Consider the following 17,006-nt stretch of genomic DNA (forward strand, 5'->3'; position numbering starts at 1 on the left):
ACGTTTTACAACCCTGCAGGATACGCTCTACTGCGTTTTTATTATATAAAAACGCAAGTCATGAAAACTATCTTAACTTTAATATTTGTTCTTACGATCGGAATCACTGCGCAAGCTCAAGATGTCAAGGCCGATGTTAAAGTTGAAACAGTTCAGAAAACAATAGTTACTTCTACTGCCAATGAGAACACCGTTGCGCGTTTATATAAATTCAAAAACTCTAGGGTAAAGAAAGCATTGTCTTTCACCACGAAAAGAAACAAAGCCAAAATGGCATAATTGCCTTTTTTCATTCTTTATTGGAGCGAACATTTGTTTAATCCACTATCCATAATATAAAAAATACCTTCACCATAAATTAATATGATGAAGGTATTTCTTTTGGGACTATAATGTTTATACCCCTAGGTCTGTAATTTTCTTTTCGTACAATTTCTTGCTTTCCACAACGGCTATGTTCAGCTCTTGCATAATACCGTCAACACGTCCTTCGATACTTTTCATTTGGTCATTTATATTATCGAAAGAATTTAGGGCGGCAGCTACCTCCAGTGCTTTCACAACTTCGACGGCATCACCATGAAGCAACTTAAGTTTGTCAATGGCTTTTGAAGTATTGGCCAAGGTGCCATTGTATTTGGTGCGTGCTTTGTTTATTGCCTTTAGAAGGGTTTTTTTGGCTGTTTCATCACTAAGGCTGTTGGTTTGGGTTTCCATGGCCGTAAAAAGATTGGCGGCTTTTTCTTTTAGGTCTTCATATTCCTTGTTCAGGTTCTTTACGCGTTTGTCCACTTTTTCCCAATCGCCATAGACTTTTGCAAATTCTTTGTCTTCATTCTTGGTGTCTTCCAATGCACTTTTGAGGGCATTGAGCGTTTCTAGGCCTTTGGTAACGTTTTTATTGGCATTTTCCTTTTTCTTTTCAAAGTCGTTTACCTGCGATTTAAACTGTTCTTTTAATCGGATCAGGTCTTCTGGGCTTTTATCCTTCCAACAGGAAACGAACAATAGGGCCATTAAGGCCAAAAGTGGAATTCTTTTCATGGTATAGTGTTTAATCAAATTTGCGCTAAAATAATGATTTTGGGCAATTTCATGATCTTGGGTCGTAAAAGGGTGTAAAACCATTTATCTAACCTGATAAAAATCATATTAATCACTGGACTATTGGGGTAATTTCGATATTTTTACGAGTCTGAATTACTTCAGGGACTAACCAAACGTATAACCAAACAGAATTTCAAAGTATGCTTACGATTAGAAATGAAAAATGGTTGACAAACAGTATGGTGCTCTTGCGGCTGTTTGTAGGCTGGCACTTTCTTTATGAAGGTATTATAAAATTGTATAACCCAGATTGGACCTCTGTCGGGTATCTTGCTTCTGCCCAAGGCCCTTTTCGATCCTTTTTTATATGGATGACCAGTGATGCGATGATCGGCATTGCCGATTGGGGTAATAAAATAGCGTTGGTTTTTGTTGGCCTTACCCTTTTGTTGGGCATTTTTGAAAAATGTGGGGCAATTGTAGGGGCGGTATTATTGGCCATGTATTATTTGGCACATCCTTCTTTTCCTTGGTTAACAGAGGTTAGTGTTGAAGGCAGCTATTGGTTTGTGAACAAAAACCTGATTGAACTTATGGTCTGTGTGGTCATTTATCAATTGCCAACTTCCCGATATTTTGGACTTCAAAGATTCTTCGATAAGAAAGAAGTGTTGACCCAATCAAATTAAATACGATCCTTAATACAATAAAGAGTTACAAATGAAATTTACAAGAAGAGACGCTTTAAAAGGTTTAGGTGGTATTCCCCTCATGGGGGCAGTTTGGTGGGCCGGGGCGGCCAGTACCGTTGCTAAGAAAAAAGAACGTTCCGCCATTTTGGAACAACTGAACATACAACCCTCATTGCCAGCTGCCGTGCCAGGTATTGGAGGTGATCCGATCAGGGTCGGTATTATAGGTTTTGGAATAAGAGGGGAGCAGCTTTGTCGTGCATTAGGTTTTGCTACGAATGAATGGAAAGAGGAAATGCGCTTGGCAGCAGAGGAAAACCCCAATAATTCCACTTTGGCGGATTTTGAAGCCCAGGATAAATTGAATGTACATTTAGCAGGTATCTGTGATATTTTCGATTATAGGGCAAACAAGGCTTTGAACTCCTTTAACACCCCAGATAATAAAATGGAGCGTTTTCGTACTTATCAAGAGATGATACGTTCAGGAAAGGTCGATGCAGTGGTAATTGCCACTCCAGACCATTGGCATGCTCCTATGACCATTGATGCCTTGGAAAATAATATACATGTGTATGTTGAAAAGCCGATGACCCATAACGTGGAGGAAACCTATCGTTTAAGGGAGGCGGCCCGTAATTCCAAAGCCACTTTACAAGTAGGTCACCAACATAGGCAAACCTTGAGTTTTCAGACGGCAAAAGATATTATCCAGAAAGGAACCATAGGGCACGTTTCATTGATACAGACCAATACCAACCGAAATGATGACAATGGGGCTTGGATGTACGATATTCATCCCGATGCAAGTCCGCAGACCATAGATTGGGATATGTTCTTGGGTTCTGCACCGAAAGTCCCATTTAACAAGAACCATTTCTTTAGATGGCGTAAATGGTGGGCTTATGGTTCAGGGCTTTCGGGCGATCTATTGTCGCACGATTATGATCGATTGAATTGTGTCTTGAATATGGGAATCCCGGATTCGGTAATGACCTCAGGGGGTATCTATACCCATAGGGATGGTCGTAATGTACCCGATGTACTACAAGTAAATATGGAGTATCCGAACTTCTCGACCGGAAGCAGCCAGGCAAAAGGGAAAGAGCAAGGAATGACCTTTGTGTATAGTGCAACCTTGGGGAACGGTTTTAACCGCCCTACGATCTTAATGGGACATGATGGTACCTTGGAACTTGGGAATCAATTGACCATTTGGCCAGATAGGCAGTCTACGCGATATGCCGATAATATTGAAAATGAAAAAATGAGTCCAGGGGTGCCGATCTACCAATACGACCCGGGAGCTTCTACTCCGGACGGGGTCGCTTCGGCCACTTCACAATATTTTGCTGATAAAGGATTGATGTGGACCTACATTAACGGTGCTAGGGTAGATTCTACTTTCTTACATATGCGGGAATGGTTGAGCTGTGCACGAAATGGGGGTAAGGTAAGCTGTGGGGTCAAGGAAGGTTTTGAAGAAGCCATTTCATCTCACATGGCCGGACTATCGTATAAATTAGGAAGACGTATTGAATGGGATAAAGAAACGGAACAATTAAAACCTATTGAAGGAATTGATTTTGATGAGGCGTTGCTTGCACCAATGTAGGTATAAGGTGGCGTTTTATGACTTTTGTTGAATTGGATGATAACGGACCCTTTTTGGGTCCGTTATTTTTTTTATTCATATTCTAAATATTTTAGATTGAAAATAGGATAAAAAAATGCCTTTAGGCGATAATTTTATTCATTTGGTTCGGGGTCAAGGAAGAATTATAGGTGGTGTTTTATCGATGTTTTCTACCGTTGTATGACTTAAAAGCAAGATTTTTTATAGAAAATCATCGATTTTAATGGGTTTCAATTTCCACATCCTTAAAAAAACGGGATTAAATTGTGAATTTTTAAAAAAAATAGGGATAAACTGATAATTATCATGTTTGAAATTCCAAATCAGACGTACATTTGAGTAATTCATAATACAAACGTCATGGAAGTAAAGAAAAACCCTAGTGCCGATTTAAATAAAAATAGTGGCCTCTACTTTGTAATAGGCTTGACCCTTGTCCTTTTTCTTACCTGGAGGGCATTGGAATTTAAATCATACCCGAAACAGGATAAGATTGTAGAAATGTTGAATGTGGTTGAGGATCTTAAAGAAGATGTTCCTATTACTGAACAGATCAAAACTCCACCACCACCACCACCACCATCAGCACCCGAGATTATAGAAATCGTTGAAGATGCTGCGGAGATTGAAGAAACCGTAATCGAAAGTACAGAATCCAGTCAAGATCAAGTAGTTGAGGAAGTAGTTGATGTTGATGATGTAGAGGTAGGTGAAGAAGAAGAGGAAATTTCAGTTCCCTTTGCAATTATCGAAAACGTTCCGGTATTCCCAGGTTGTGAGAGTGCCAAAGGAAATGCTGAGCGTAAGGCATGTTTTCAAAAGAAAATCCAAGATCATATCAAAAAGGAATTCAGATATCCACAGATAGCCGCAGAAATGGGTATTCAAGGTAGGGTGTTCGTACAGTTCGCCATCAATTCCAAAGGATATATCGACGGAATCAGAACAAGAGGTCCAGATCCAGGGTTGGAAAAAGAAGCAAGTAGAATCGTATCTTCCTTGCCAAAAATGACCCCAGGAATGCAAAGAGGTAGAGCGGTAACCGTGCCTTACAGTATTCCAGTGAACTTTAAGTTAGCTGATCAGTAAACAATATTAAAAGTTCCTCTAATGACGGCGGAACTGTTGGGAGGGTTGATCGTTGATCGCCTTTTGATAGTCGATTAATTTCTGAGGCCCTTCCAGCAGTATACGTACAATTTGCAAAGTGCCATCATCCTTGGTGGCAATTTGCCATTTTATAAGGGATATGGTTCCGTTTTCGATTTCAATTCCCGTTATACTCCGTGGGTGAACACAGCTACCATCATTAAAAAAAGGAATATCCCCTGGTTCCGGGAATCGAGGCCTATGGGTATGACCAACGATCGTGATTAGATTACTGTTGTTCAATATCCATTTTTTTATTCGCTTTTCGACCTTTATCAGTTCTTTATAGTTTTTAGCCGGACTAGTAGGGTCGGCAATTCCCCATACCTGTAATGGTTTCCATAATATGCGGACCAAAAATCGGCCCCAACGCCAAAAAGTATAATTCCACCAATCGGCTTGGTGGCCATGGGTTAAAAAGAGCTCTTGTTCATTTTCTTTATGTTTCAATATAACACCTTCGTCATAGGTAATGCCTTCGAATAATTCTTTGTCCTTATTGTCTATAGGTTCAAAATAACTGGAAAGATATTTCTTTACGTAAGCCTCATCCTTGTAAACCATGTCATGGTTGCCCCAAAGCATGTGAAGCCTGTTTTCTAGGTGAAACTGCTTAAGTAATTGAAAAACGTTTTTATGGGCTTCGAATATAGGTTCAAAGGAACGGTTTTCCCAAAGTTCGTCACCGTCACCGATTTCGCAATATTGAAAACCATTGTTATAATAGTGCTTTAAGGCGTGGAAGTAGATGTTGCGATTGTTGGCAAATTCATCGGCAAAACTATTGTCGCCTCTATGGCAATCACTAAAAAGAATGAATTTTGATGTGTCGTCGAACGGGACCACTTTGGCATTCTTATAAGCTCTTGTTAATCTAAAATTCGATGACATACCTGAAATTTCTATAAATATCTTAAAAAACAAGGAATGACAAAGGAGGTGTACGATAAAAATTGCTGGCTATTTTGTAATTTTGCAAGTCAAGTAGAGACTAACGTTGCGTATGGGACAATATTACGATGATGAATTTCCTTTAGACCGTTTGATTAGCTTCAACAAGTTGTTGGAGATGTATGATCGTATGGCAGAGAGCAATGATGAGTTTATTGCGGCCAAAGCTAAATACGTTTTAGAGGCGCAGGCACCATATCCTGAGCTTCGAGAAGGATTCAAGGATCCTTCACTTCTTAAAAAGTATGAAAAGGTCATTGAGATAATCTTACAGGATTCCTTTTCAGAGGTATTGACCCATAACGAGATCAAGGTCGCTTCTTTACCCTATTATGATTTGATCTTCAGTGGCTCCCAAAGATTTAAAAAAATATTGGCAGCGGCCGGGGATGATTTCGAATTGAAGGCGAGAGGGGTTCCTGAACATCTTTCCTATATCATGGGGTGTACCATAATCCTTAGTTTTTACTACGGTTTCAATCTCGATTTTAAACGTCCGCTTTTTTATGATATTCCTGATGAAAATGGGGTAATGAAGCATTACCGCATACTTTATAATGCCGATTTTATGGAATTGATTCCAACAGAAAAGGCTAAAGATCTTACTCCGGAAGATGTTGACGAGTTATTGGATAATTTCGACAATGTTGAGGTATGGAAGGATAAGATTCCTCCGGGCAGTTTCATCGCAAGGGGATTTGTGATTTCAAATATGTTCGATGCCACAACCGAACATTCCATTTCCGAGATTAAATCCAGCCTTATTTCCAGGGATAAAAAGGTAAGTGATAATTTCATCAACAACCTACAGGATGTATTTAGATCTTTCTTTAATATGAAAGATTTAAGAGTGGGGTTTGTAAGCTATAATCCTGATGAGGATTTATTCGAAAAGCTTCATAATAAGGAAATGACCAGTTACTTACTTCATGATAAAATCATGGAAACCTGTTCCGCTGCTTTGTGTAAAAGGTCATACAGTAAACTATTGGATCAGCACGATTACTTTGCGGTTGCCAATGTGGACAAGTATTATGAAATGTGCGATGGGGAACTACCCGCAAAAAGTTTAAAGAAACAAGGTATAAAAAGTGCCATATTCGCACCAATTTCTAATGAAGGCAAGCTTTTGGGTATTTTAGAGTTGGTTTCTACCAAAGTGAATGCGCTGAACAGTGTCAATGCACAAAAATTAGGGGACATAATGCCCTATATCGTTACTGCCGTAATGCGTTCCGCAGCCGAGGAGGAGAATTTGATCGATGCCGTTATACAAAAGGAATGTACCACGGTACACTCATCGGTTTATTGGAAGTTCAAAGAACAGGCGAAAAAGTTCATATGGGAAGAATCTGATGGAAAACAGCCATCGTTCAATGATATCGTTTTCAAGGATGTACACCCTTTATATGGTCAAATAGACATTAAGGATTCTTCAAAGGCTAGGAATTTATCCATTCAGAAAGATTTGATCATACAACTTTCGAAAATCAATAAAATAACAACGATAGCTTGGGAAAAGCAAAAGTTGCCTATTTATGAAGAGTTGATTTTCAGGATAAACAATCTATTGGAAGAAATCGAGGAAGTTTTGAATACCAATAGTGAGCAAGCTATATTTGATTTTATAAAGGTGGAAGTAATACCGATTTTCGATTATTTGAAAAGCTCGGATAAACAATTGGAAAAGATGATCTTGGCCTATGAAGATGAGATAGATCCCAAAACCGAGACCTATTACAATCACCGTAAGGAATATGATGATAGTGTAATGACTATCAATAAAAAACTTGCTTCTGTAATTGATAGGAAACAAGAGGATGCCCAAGCTATGTTCCCCCATTATTTTGAAAGGTATAAGACCGATGGGGTTGAACACAATATGTATGTGGGGCAATCCATTGCCGGTCAGTTACCCTTTAATATGCTCTATTTGAACAACCTGAGATTATGGCAATTACAGGTTATGTGCGATATGGAAAATACGCACTATAAGCTAAAGTCTAAATTACCCGTAGCTTTGGATGTGGCTTCTTTATTATTGGTTTACAGTACATCGCTCTCTATACGTTTTAGGTTAGATGAGAAACGTTTTGATGTAGATGGCACCTATAATGCCCGTTATGAGGTGATAAAGAAACGTATTGATAAATCATTTATAAAAGGAACCAACGAACGTCTTACCCAAACTGGGAAGCTTTCCATCGTATATTCACAGAAAAAAGAGGAGTTGGAATATTTAAGATACATCAGCTTCTTAAAATCTAAAGGGTATTTTACCAATAATATTGAAATTGTTGAGTTAGAAGGTCTGCAAGGGGTGACCGGACTTAAAGCCATACGTGCCGAAATTCTCTATAATAAGGATAACGAGTCAGGAAAGACCTATACCTATGATGATTTAATGGATGAGTTGAAGGCTTGATCCAAGCCAAATCTTGAATAGCTTTTATTTTGTACCATAAAGTTGGAAGGAAACCGCAAATGCAATGACCGAAATTACGGTGCCGATCATGAAAATGGTATACGTCCAACGTAAGATCTTATATTTTCGGTTTAAGACCAATCCTAAGTAATATAGGTCTTTTGTTAAGCTAGAGTAGATGTAATCCTTGTCTTTAACCAATTCATTAATGGCCCATTCGTACTCAGATAATTTCATTTTGTGGAAATTGCCAAAGAACAAAAGGTTCACTTTTTTGTTTTTCACATCTTCTTTGGTGAATTCCCCACTCGTAACATTGGGCCTAGTGGCCAAAACCGCTAAAATCATAGACGCTACGGAGAAGAAAACAAAAATCACGGTAGGGGTGATCAGGTAGTGGTTAGAGGGATTATCAAGCTTGGGAATTAAGTTCGATAAAGCCATGGAAATTATAATGGCGTTCACCGATAAAAGGATATTCGCTTTCGTATCGGCAATGTCACTCAGGGTTAAGTGGTTTTTTAAGGTGACACGGAATAATGTTTGTATGCCCCGATCCGGACTATCACTCTTAAATTTTGCCTTTAGGGCTTCTTTTTTTACGATGGACTTTATTGTTTTATATTCTTTGCTAAGCCTTTTTAGGTTTTTTTCCTTTTTGGGTTGCCAATGCTCTTTGGCATAATCAGTGTAATAATCATGTTCTTTTCCTAAAACCTCAAGGTTTGTTTTTAACCATTCCTTTTGGTTATATTCGGCAATACCTAAAAGGGATAGCTCTTCCCTTAAAAACTCACAGGTGTCCATATAACTGCTCTGTGCAAAATGAGAGGCGTCGGCGTCCCTGATTATTTCTTCAGCAATATTTATAGGTTTGTGTTTCTTTTTGGTAGCTAGGATAATCGAACATATTTTTTTTATGCCCTCTTGGCTATATCCTTGCTTTTCAAGAAATTCCTTGGCAATTACCGTACTGGTTTCTTCATGGTCCTCACTTCCTTTGGTGTATCCGGTATCGTGCAGCCATGCGGCGAGGATTAGATGTTCCGTCTCTTTGTCCTCAAGCTTGAGGGAATCTAGGATTTCTTTAGTACTTTTGACAACCCGTTGGGTATGTGTAAGATTGTGGTACAGAAACTCAGGGGCTAATTTCCGGGTTAATAAATCAGTCGCAAAAGATTTAGTTTTATCGATTATATCCGACATATGTGAGGTTTGATAAAGCCAAATTACAAAATTTACATTTCACTTTATTCATTATGCATAAATATTACCTTTTGATCGCTTTGTTGATGATAGGAAGCAGTTGTGCTACCTATAAACCCAAATATGCAGAAGAAGTGGGTAAGCAAGATGTTAAAGATCAAAAAAAAGTTTCCCATACCTTTTATTTAATAGGAGATGCAGGCAAGTCACCAATGGGCGATATGAACCCGGTACTCAAACTTTTCAAAAAAAGATTGGATCAGGCGGGGAAGAACAGTACGGCGATTTTTTTGGGCGATAATATATACCCTGCGGGAATGCCGGATAAGAAAGACTCCACTGAGGCATACCTTTTGGCCAAAAACCATATTAAAGCCCAGCTGAAAACGCTTGATGGTTTTAAAGGCAATCCTATTTTCATTCCAGGAAACCATGATTGGTACAATGAAGGCCTTAAAGGTTTGGAAAGGGAACAAAAGTACATTGAAAAAAAACTGGATAATAAACACGTGTTTTTTCCTGAGGATGGCTGTGCCATTCAAAAAATTGATATTAGTGACGATGTCGTCGTAATTGCCATTGACACCGAATGGTACCTAGCCAATTGGGATAAAAACCCAACGATGAACGATAATTGTGAAATTAAGGATAGGGAAAAATTCTTTGAGGAATTAGAAGGGCTTATCAAAAAAAATATCGGTAAGACCACACTTATCGCTCTGCATCACCCAATGTCCAGTTATGGACAGCATGGCGGACAGTTTTCCTTAAAAAGTCAATTGTACCCTACAGGAACCAAATTGCCTTTACCGGTAATCGGCACCATTATCAATCTATTGAGAAAAACTACAGGTGCCTCTCCAGAGGATTTGAACAATAAGAATTATCGAGAGCTTAGAAAACGTATTATGACATTGGCTCAATATTCCGAAAAGGTGATTTTGGCTTCGGGTCATGAACATACCCTTCAATACATTTTTGAGGACAATACACCGCAAATCATTAGTGGTGCTGGGGCCAAGGAAGGTGCAACAAGGTTAATGAATGGTAGTAAGTTCTCAACGGGTAGAATGGGTTATGCGGTACTTGAGGTCTATACAGATGGCTCTTCAAGAATAAGATATTATGGTATTGGGGACAATGGTGAAGAGGAGTTTTTGTTCACGACCGAGGTATTGCCTGCAGAAAAAGAAGATAATACGAAGACGTATCCAAAATCCTTTCCGCCAGAGGTAGAAGCCTCTATATATACTGCAGAAGAAGTGGACAAAAGTAAATTGTTCAAAACCATATGGGGGGAAAGGTATCGTGATTTATACGCGAAAAAAGTTAAGGCTCCCACGGTGGATCTTGATACATTGTTCGGAGGATTAAAAGTAATTAGAAAAGGTGGGGGCCACCAATCAAGGTCACTTAGGCTGGTCAACAAAGAAGGAAAGGAATATGTAATGCGGGCATTACGTAAAAGTGCCGAGATTTATTTACAGGCAATGGCCTTTAAGGAGCAATATGTCGTTGGTGATTTTGACGGTACCGTCACAGAAAGTATTTTGGAGGATTTTTACACCGGATCACATCCGTATGCCTCCTTGACCGTAGGTACTTTATCAGATGCGGTAGGTATTTATCATACCAATCCAAAACTTTATTACATTCCAAAACAAGATGCAATAAAAGATTATACCGATGAATTCGGTGATGAGTTATATATGATAGAGGAACGTACCGATGATGGACATGGTGACCAAAAAAGTTTTGGGTATTCCAATAAAATGGATAGTACGGACGACATGCTTTTAAACCTTCGAAAGGATGAAAAATACAAAGTAGACAAGGAAGCCTATATAAAGGCACGCCTATTCGATATGTTGATCGGGGATTGGGATCGCCATACCGACCAATGGCGATGGGCCCGTTTTAAAAAAATTGAGAAAGGTAAGGTGGTTTATAGGCCTGTACCTAGGGATCGTGACCAAGTATTCTCGATAATGGGCGATGGACCGCTAATGAACTTGATAACCCGCATTGTACCAGGTTTGACCCTGATGGAAGGATTTAATGAGGAAATTCGAAGCGTTAAAGGGTTTAATGGCTCTCCTAAGGCTTACGCTTTGGATATGGTTGTCCTCTCTGAAACTACAAAGGAACAATGGCAACAACAAGCTCTTTTTCTACAAAATAATATTACGGAAGATGTTCTGGATGAGGCTTTCGGGTTTTTCCCCAAGGCCGTACAGGATGAGGGGGTCGATAGAATAAAAAAAGTGTTATTGGCAAGAAAAAGTAACCTGCAAAAAACTGCGGAAGAGTACTATGGGCTGTTGAATAAATATGCAATGGTCACAGGTACTGATAAGGATGATTTTTTTACCATTACCCAATTATCGAATGGAAACACCCAAGTTGTCGGGCAGCGTATTATAAAAGGGGACAAAGGGGAAGTTTTTTATAAGAAGGATTTTAATCCTGAAACTACCAAAGAGATATGGGTCTATGGCTTGGATGATGATGACCAGTTTGTAGTACAGGGAAAAAAAGGCAAAATAAAATTGCGATTGGTAGGTGGTCAGAACAATGATGTATATGACATAGTTGATAGTAGAGGCGTATATATTTATGACCAGAAGGCTAAGAAGAATACCTTGAAAAATATTGATGGGGCAAAATTGCGTTTGGCGAATGATTATGAGACCAATACGTATCAACCCATTAAATACAAAAAGAGCAATAATATGATAATTCCTTCAATAGGATCAAATCCTGATGATGGTTTTAAGATGGGCTTTACGAATATATACACCTTCAATGGTTTTCAACAGCATCCTTTTACCAGTCAACATACATTCAATGCAGCTTTCTATTTTGCAACAAGTGGTTATGATTTTAGTTATAAGGGAGAGTTTGCCCGTGTTTTTGGCAAGGCCAATTTAGTTTTAGGAGCGAAATTCACAAGTCCGAACTACAGCATTAATTTCTTTGGTTGGGGCAACGAAACCGAGAATTTAGATGATGATCTCGGTAAGGATTTCAACCGTGTAAAACTGAGAACCATTGCATTTACCCCTTCCGTGGTTTGGCGAGGTGGTTCTGGATCACAATTTCGCCTTGGGGTAAATTATGAAAGTGTAGAGGTTGAAGAAACCAGTGATAGGTTCATAAATACATTTTATGTTGCCAGTGGTGAGGAGAACCATAAGAACTTCGTCGGGGCAGAAATGCAATATTCTTTTTCGAATGCTGATAATGTTGCATTTCCTACATTAGGGATGTCGACCTCCCTTCTTATGGGGTATAAGACCGGTTTTGAAAATGGCTCACAAGGATTTGGATATCTAGTGCCCAGTCTTTCCTTTGATTATAAATTGATTCCCAGTGGTAGATTGGTCCTGGCGACAAAATGGAAGGCGCATCTTAATTTAGGAGATGGTTATGAATTTTACCAAGCAGCCAGTATTGGTGGCCTTGATGGTCTTCGTGGTTTTAGGAACCAACGTTTTTCAGGTAAAAGAGCGTTTTATCAAAATACAGACTTAAGATATAGCCTTAAACGAATGAAAACCGGTTTACTTCCATTGAACATGGGTGTTTTCGGAGGTTATGATTACGGACGTGTCTGGACGCCTGAATTTGATTCCGATATTTGGCATACCTCTTACGGTGGTGGGTTTTTCCTAAATGCTGCGGATATATTATCCTTGAACTTTGCTTTGTACGATAGTAAAGATGGGCTCCGTTTTACTTTTGGATTGGGCTTTGGATTTTAGTTCTCAGGCTTAAGGGATAAACAGGTAGTTTTATAAAAATTAAATTTTAATGGAGTAGAGGTTGCCTCCGGTTTCACCCTGCTTTTCATCCGAAAGTAATAAGGTGTGGTTGTCTAGGAAACTCAAGGACTCAAGTTGGGTGGTAATTCCAAGATTTATGGTTTTTAGGTCACCATTTGAGAAATCATCCCATTTAAAATCAGTGAACAACCAAATATTGCCATACCCCAGTAGTGCGATGGTGCTCCCATCGGGGGAAATGTCCGCAGCGGTTACTCGGCATCTATCCTCGTCCTTACAGGTAATGAATTTACCTATAAATTGGGCTTCATGTTTCCCTGTTATTGCAGGAACTTTGTAAATGGCCGCCTCCCCGTTAAAAGGTTTTGTCCTGTTCTTGGTTATAATAAAAAGGGCTTTTTTATAATAAAAGAAAGCTTCCGCATCAAAATTCATTTCTGCTGCAGAAGGTGGAAATTCTTTTTGGTCAGGATAACTGAATTTGATTTTACCGGCTTCGGTTTTTTTGTTTTTTTCAATATCCGGGTTCGGAATTTTATAGATGGTAAGGTTCTTTCTCTTATTGTTGTTATTTCCAAAATCCCCTATATAAATGTTGTTGTCGGAGTCCTTCGTCAAATCTTCCCAATCATGATTGTGGGCATTATCCACTTCCAGTTGACGGAGAATCTTTCCTTCTAGGTCAACTTCATAGATTACATTATTGTTGCCATGATCTTCTATCAACCAGGCCGTTGAATCGTTCAAAGTAGTCATACCCGAATTCTCTTTTAGTTTTTTCGGGAGTTTGGCAACGTATTGTAGTTGGCCATAATTTGAGCAACCCGTAAACAACAAAAGCACGAGCAGTATCCTGGGGAAATTTTGCATTATAATTAATTTGATGCTAAGTCCTTGTCTGTGGTCATCTTTAAATTCATAAGCAAGAACTGGCTAAGGTCCCGGCCCTGCTTAATACCTACCTCGATAGCCGAACGATAATGTATACCACCGTACATTCTACTGATGGCTGCCTCATTGGCCGCTTGGTTAAATGAGGAAAAACTCCTAATTGGAAGTCCGTACGGTACTTCAGAATCATCGTCAAATGCAAAATCATCGCCAAAAATATCGGTCAAGGCAGAAGCTGCGGCACCGGAGACAACGCTATGTCCACTGGTATATTCCGGAAAAGGAGGTGTTTGTAATACAGGCTTCCAATTTTCATCTAAATGTTGGTTGATAAGGGTTTCTGGACGAATAAGGTTACTGCGATATTTCTCGGCCCAACAACTTATAAAGGCATCTGCTATTGCCAAGGAAGTTTTGGTGTAGGCATAAACTGTTTTGTCAAAATCACTTTTACTCTTTTTACTGGCGATTTTGGTAATGCCGATCCAATGCGCCCCAGGAGAGATTTTTTTAGTCGCAAACATCAAATGACCACGGGTTACCGAAACATATGGGTTGCAATCCCAGAATTGGGCTATCTTAATTTCCTCAGATTCATCACCCTTTTTGGTTATTTCATTTCCTTTATCGTAGACTTCTTTCAGTTCCTTATAAAAATCGGAGCCATCTTCCAATGAAAATGCCGGAGGTGGAATGGGTTTGAACTGTTGGGCAGAGTCTATCACAAAAGGACGTATTTTGTCCCAATGGGGCTCTATACCATCCATGTACGCCGGTGGGGTAGGTTGCCATCGTGTCTCGTCATCAGTATCTACTGTGAATTTTGGCATGGTACGGGTTTGGTTGTAGTTGTCTTCACTCATCCACTTACCAATATGTTCGGCAACTTCTAAACCATAATCCTTTGATGCTAAAAAGGTGGTTTCGTTTTTTGAACTCCAAACACTATATAGGCTATCCCTAAAAACTTCTAAATCCTGTTCGGAGAAAATCAATCTTTTACTTAGTTCCATATGGGCCACTAATGCAGCCAGTTGATAGTTTATGGGTTTGTTGGCATCAGGTTTGGGAATGGCAGTAAGTTCATTTACCTGGCCTTCCAAAGAAATATACTTTTCATTGTTTAGGGCAATGATTTCATAAGCGGCAACATTCGGGTAGGCAAAAACCCGGCTTGCAACAGGAGGCGAGAAAATGTCATGTATCATTATTTCAACGACCTTGTCCACTGCGGTATGCAGCTCTTCTGGGCTTATGACCAATGGCTCTTCCGTTTTTTTATCACTACAGGAAAAAAGAGCGATAATGAGCATCAAGGAAAAAATTTTATTCATTGTTTTTCAATTTTCATTTAGGATCTTTAGTGATATTGAATTTTAATAGTCTAGCAATTTAAAAAAACCCAATGGACTTGATATATAGAAAATGTTAATATTTTAATCGAACCTTATGGGTAAGTATCTTAAAAATCAAGGATAAAGGCTATCCATTAAGAAGGGTTGGGCGATGTTCCCTTTTTAAACCGTGTGGGGTTTTAGTTCCTTCCTATTTCCAAAAGAGGCTGTATAAGGCGACTAGGATGAGCATTACCGCGAACGCACCAATATTGAATATTGGGTTGGTTTTGAACAAAGCCTTTGTCAAAGGAATTCCTTTTTCATCATCTTTACCATTATGTTGAATAAGACTAACCAATATAATGACAAACATGGTAAAAATGAGGGTGTAACCCATTTGATTCATAAACGGGATGTCTACGAACAAGGCACTTGTTGACCATCCTTTGGGGGCTACTTTAAAGTACATGGCAATCGGAATGGAAACCAATGCGCCGACAATAGCGCCTTTGTTGGTGGTTTTTTTCCAGAAAAGACCTAAAAGGAATACGGCTAGGATACCGGGACTTACAACCCCCGTATATTCTTGTATAAATTGAAAAGCTTGGTCAATACCTCCTAATAATGGGGCCATTATCCCTGCAATCAACAATGCGATACCAGCCGAGATTCTTCCTGTGGTCACCGTTGCCTTATCACTTGCATTTTTATTGATATATTGCCTATAGATATCCATGGTGAAAATAGTGGAAGTAGAGTTGAGCATAGAAGCCAAGGAAGAGACAATGGCGGCTGCCAAGGCTGCAAATGCGATGCCCTTTAATCCTGTAGGTAGAAATTGGAGAAGCCACGGGTAGGCCTTATCAGCTTGTTCGAGCGAAGGTAGGTTTTGTTGGGCTACATTGCCCAACTGAGCCATGATCTGTGGATCATTTATGATCACAAAAGCAGCAATTCCGGGTACAACCACAATTAAAGGCAATATCAATTTTAAAAATGCGGCCAATAAAATACCTTTCTGTGCTTCTTTTAATGATTTCGCGGCAAGGGTACGTTGAATGATATATTGATTGAAACCCCAATAATATAAGTTCGCCACCCACAGGCCACCGACTAATACCGCAATGCCCGGTAAGTTTTTGTATTCTGGATGTGATTCGTCCAAAATCATCACAAAACGTTCGGGGGCGGTTTCATAAACCTTTTTAAAACCGGCAATAATCCCATCCCCTCCAGAAACGGTGTTCAAGGCTAAATACGTTGTGACCAATCCACCGAGAATCAAGAAAACTACTTGAATAACATCGGTCCATGCCACCGCTGATAGTCCGCCGTAAAGCGAGTAAGCCGCTGCGAAGAGGGCAAGGCCGATAATGCCGTAGAGCATGGGAATGCCCATAATGGTTTCCAGGGCCAATGCCCCGAGATAGAGAACAGATGCAAGGTTCACAAAAACATAAAGACCTATCCAAAAAACGGCCAATATGGTCTTAAGGTTGGTTGAATATCTTTTTTCGACAAATTCCGGAATTGTGTATAGACCTTTCTTTATGAAGATGGGAAGAAAAAATTTACCTACGATTATGAGGGTCAAGGCCCCCATCCATTCATACGAGGCAATGGCCAGTCCTGAAGCAAAACCCGAGCCCGACATACCAATGAACTGTTCTGCGGAGATATTTGCAGCAATCAAAGAAGCCCCGATAGCCCACCATGGAAGGGATTTACTGGCCAGAAAATAATCCTCCGCATTTTTCTGATGTCCTTTTTTATCTCTGGACACCCAAAGGCCCACCCCTAAAATTAAAAATGCGTATACGATAAAAATAAAATAATCCCAAAATCCGAAAGCAGAAGTCATATTGGTTGTGGTTGGTCGTGGTACTT

At 39.5% G+C, this 17,006-nt stretch carries 12 protein-coding genes; 6 read left to right on the top strand and 6 right to left on the bottom strand.

Annotated features, from left to right (window positions below; translation table 11 throughout):
* Positions 1-60: 60 nt before the first annotated feature.
* Complete coding sequence (locus tag R3X28_RS04080; protein ID WP_317662602.1) at positions 61-279, top strand: hypothetical protein; 219 nt, start codon at positions 61-63, stop codon at positions 277-279.
* A gap of 117 nt (positions 280-396) precedes the next feature.
* Here R3X28_RS04080 and R3X28_RS04085 read toward each other — a convergent pair whose 3' ends face one another.
* The gene (locus R3X28_RS04085) at positions 397-1,044 is read right to left on the bottom strand and encodes a hypothetical protein (RefSeq protein WP_317662604.1); all 648 of its coding nucleotides are present in this window, start codon (positions 1,042-1,044) and stop codon (positions 397-399) included.
* A 203-nt stretch (positions 1,045-1,247) separates the two neighbouring features.
* Here R3X28_RS04085 and R3X28_RS04090 point away from each other — a divergent pair, with 203 nt between their 5' ends.
* The 3 genes from R3X28_RS04090 to R3X28_RS04100 all read left to right on the top strand — a co-directional run bounded on the left by R3X28_RS04090 (position 1,248) and on the right by R3X28_RS04100 (position 4,464).
* A complete protein-coding gene (locus R3X28_RS04090; RefSeq protein WP_154362984.1) occupies positions 1,248-1,736 on the top strand; it encodes a DoxX family protein in 489 nt (162 codons plus the stop codon).
* A 31-nt stretch (positions 1,737-1,767) separates the two neighbouring features.
* Complete coding sequence (locus R3X28_RS04095) at positions 1,768-3,354, top strand: Gfo/Idh/MocA family oxidoreductase (protein WP_317662608.1); 1,587 nt, start codon at positions 1,768-1,770, stop codon at positions 3,352-3,354.
* Positions 3,355-3,735: 381 nt separating this feature from the next.
* Positions 3,736-4,464, top strand: a complete 729-nt coding sequence (locus tag R3X28_RS04100; RefSeq protein ID WP_154362980.1) for an energy transducer TonB — start codon at positions 3,736-3,738, stop codon at positions 4,462-4,464.
* Between the two features lie 18 nt (positions 4,465-4,482).
* Here R3X28_RS04100 and R3X28_RS04105 read toward each other — a convergent pair whose 3' ends face one another.
* Positions 4,483-5,415: a metallophosphoesterase family protein gene (locus tag R3X28_RS04105; RefSeq protein ID WP_154362978.1), complete on the bottom strand. Its 933-nt coding sequence runs from the start codon at positions 5,413-5,415 to the stop codon at positions 4,483-4,485.
* Positions 5,416-5,527: 112 nt separating this feature from the next.
* Here R3X28_RS04105 and R3X28_RS04110 point away from each other — a divergent pair, with 112 nt between their 5' ends.
* Positions 5,528-7,900 (top strand): GAF domain-containing protein, encoded by a 2,373-nt coding sequence (locus tag R3X28_RS04110; RefSeq protein WP_317662612.1) that lies wholly within the window; start codon positions 5,528-5,530, stop codon positions 7,898-7,900.
* 24 nt (positions 7,901-7,924) lie between these two features.
* Here the strand turns inward: R3X28_RS04110 and R3X28_RS04115 are convergent, their stop codons facing one another.
* Positions 7,925-9,106: a Pycsar system effector family protein gene (locus tag R3X28_RS04115; RefSeq protein ID WP_317662614.1), complete on the bottom strand. Its 1,182-nt coding sequence runs from the start codon at positions 9,104-9,106 to the stop codon at positions 7,925-7,927.
* 53 nt (positions 9,107-9,159) lie between these two features.
* Here R3X28_RS04115 and R3X28_RS04120 point away from each other — a divergent pair, with 53 nt between their 5' ends.
* Positions 9,160-12,870 carry a metallophosphoesterase gene (locus tag R3X28_RS04120; protein ID WP_317662616.1) on the top strand — a complete coding sequence of 1,237 codons (3,711 nt, stop codon included), beginning with the start codon at positions 9,160-9,162 and terminating at the stop codon, positions 12,868-12,870.
* 39 nt (positions 12,871-12,909) lie between these two features.
* Here the strand turns inward: R3X28_RS04120 and R3X28_RS04125 are convergent, their stop codons facing one another.
* From R3X28_RS04125 to R3X28_RS04135, 3 genes are all read right to left on the bottom strand, one after another.
* Positions 12,910-13,761 (bottom strand): hypothetical protein, encoded by an 852-nt coding sequence (locus R3X28_RS04125; RefSeq protein WP_317662618.1) that lies wholly within the window; start codon positions 13,759-13,761, stop codon positions 12,910-12,912.
* A 5-nt stretch (positions 13,762-13,766) separates the two neighbouring features.
* The gene (locus R3X28_RS04130; protein ID WP_317662620.1) at positions 13,767-15,116 is read right to left on the bottom strand and encodes a vanadium-dependent haloperoxidase; all 1,350 of its coding nucleotides are present in this window, start codon (positions 15,114-15,116) and stop codon (positions 13,767-13,769) included.
* 211 nt (positions 15,117-15,327) lie between these two features.
* Positions 15,328-16,980, bottom strand: a complete 1,653-nt coding sequence (locus tag R3X28_RS04135; protein ID WP_317662622.1) for a sodium/sugar symporter — start codon at positions 16,978-16,980, stop codon at positions 15,328-15,330.
* Between the last annotated feature and the right edge of the window lie 26 nt (positions 16,981-17,006).

It is taken from the genome of Maribacter sp. TH_r10 (genome assembly GCF_033101095.1).
Classification (GTDB): Bacteria; Bacteroidota; Bacteroidia; order Flavobacteriales; family Flavobacteriaceae; genus Maribacter_A; species Maribacter_A luteus.